The sequence below is a fragment of the Halorubrum sp. SP3 genome, assembly GCF_005435195.1.
Taxonomy (GTDB): domain Archaea; phylum Halobacteriota; class Halobacteria; order Halobacteriales; family Haloferacaceae; genus Halorubrum; species Halorubrum sodomense.
Genome location: NZ_SGTU01000079.1, coordinates 588 through 1741 on the forward strand (window position 1 = coordinate 588; position 1154 = coordinate 1741).

Sequence of the window (1154 nt, forward strand, 5' to 3'; positions counted from 1 at the left end):
CTCGCACATGGCCTCTTCCCGTACCATCTTAACCTGGTAGCTGACGGCGCGGAGGCGACCGCGGTATACGTCACGGACTACTCCCGTGTTGATTGGGAGATCCCTGAAGACACTGAGCGAAAGAAGATGCCAGCACCGACCGCCCCCGATACATTCGCCGATGCCACGGGCCTCACATACGTCATCGAATCGGATGTAATGGGTGGAATGGGGCCAGATCTCATGCCGTTCTCGGAACCCAGCGAAGCTGAATCGTTCGCTGATAATTACGGCGGACGGACGATCGGGTACGACGACATCGATCGGTCACTCGTTGATGGAATCCAGATGACTGGGATAAACTAATTGACTTTTCTCATAGTGGAGATAATGAGAACCACACAGGTTCTACTCAAAGAATCTGACACGGTTGATCAGGAGCTAGAAGCCTTTTGTCCGGCAAAATCGTAGCTATTACACACGCGATGGCAACCTCAGAAAACGAATCGAAAGAATGGTCAACTGCGGGACGCCGCAAGGAGCGGCTCGGTTTCAGTATCGACACGGCTCGGAGAGCAGTCCACACGGCGATACGCATCTTAGAACGATCAAACAGTTTGCGCCAGGGGAACTGATCGATGGATTCGATAGAGTGGCCGATCGGCTGCTTTCGGTTATCGAATCCGAAGCATCGTTCCGTCGGCCGGTGACAGCTGCGATCGACATCACGACTATCCCCTATTACGGGGATGTCGAAGGGATGTCGATGGTCAGCGGTACGAAGGATAGAGACAGTCGGGCCTTCAAGTTCGCAACGCTCTCGATCATCGGACAGAATATCCCGCTCGTTCTTGCCGTGGAACCGGTTCGAGAAAGTTCTGGATGGGACGACAACCCGTCGAATCAGATCCATCGTACTGTTCGGCGACTCGTTCGACGAGCGAAAAGACACGTTCCGATCGAGACAGTACTCTGTGACCGAGAGTTCGATTCGATACAAGTGTTCCAGACGCTCTCAAACCTCGATGTGAATTACCTCATTCCCAAGCGGATCTCCAGCTCTGAACGGGATATACTCAAACAAATGGAGGAAGACGACCAAGAGGTGGCTGTTGAGTCGGCTTCTGTCCATGTGGAATCTGGATCGCATCCAATGCGGCTCCTGTACGTGCCGT

General features: G+C 53.4%; 1 protein-coding gene and 1 pseudogene. Both read left to right on the forward strand.

The annotated features are described in order from the left end of the window. Window positions 1–345: nitrous oxide reductase accessory protein NosL (locus EXE42_RS20315; protein WP_241988410.1), on the forward strand; the 345-nt coding region annotated here is incomplete at its 5' end. A gap of 148 nt (window positions 346–493) precedes the next feature. Next, a pseudogene (locus EXE42_RS15390) lies at window positions 494–1154 on the forward strand (transposase); the annotation flags it as partial.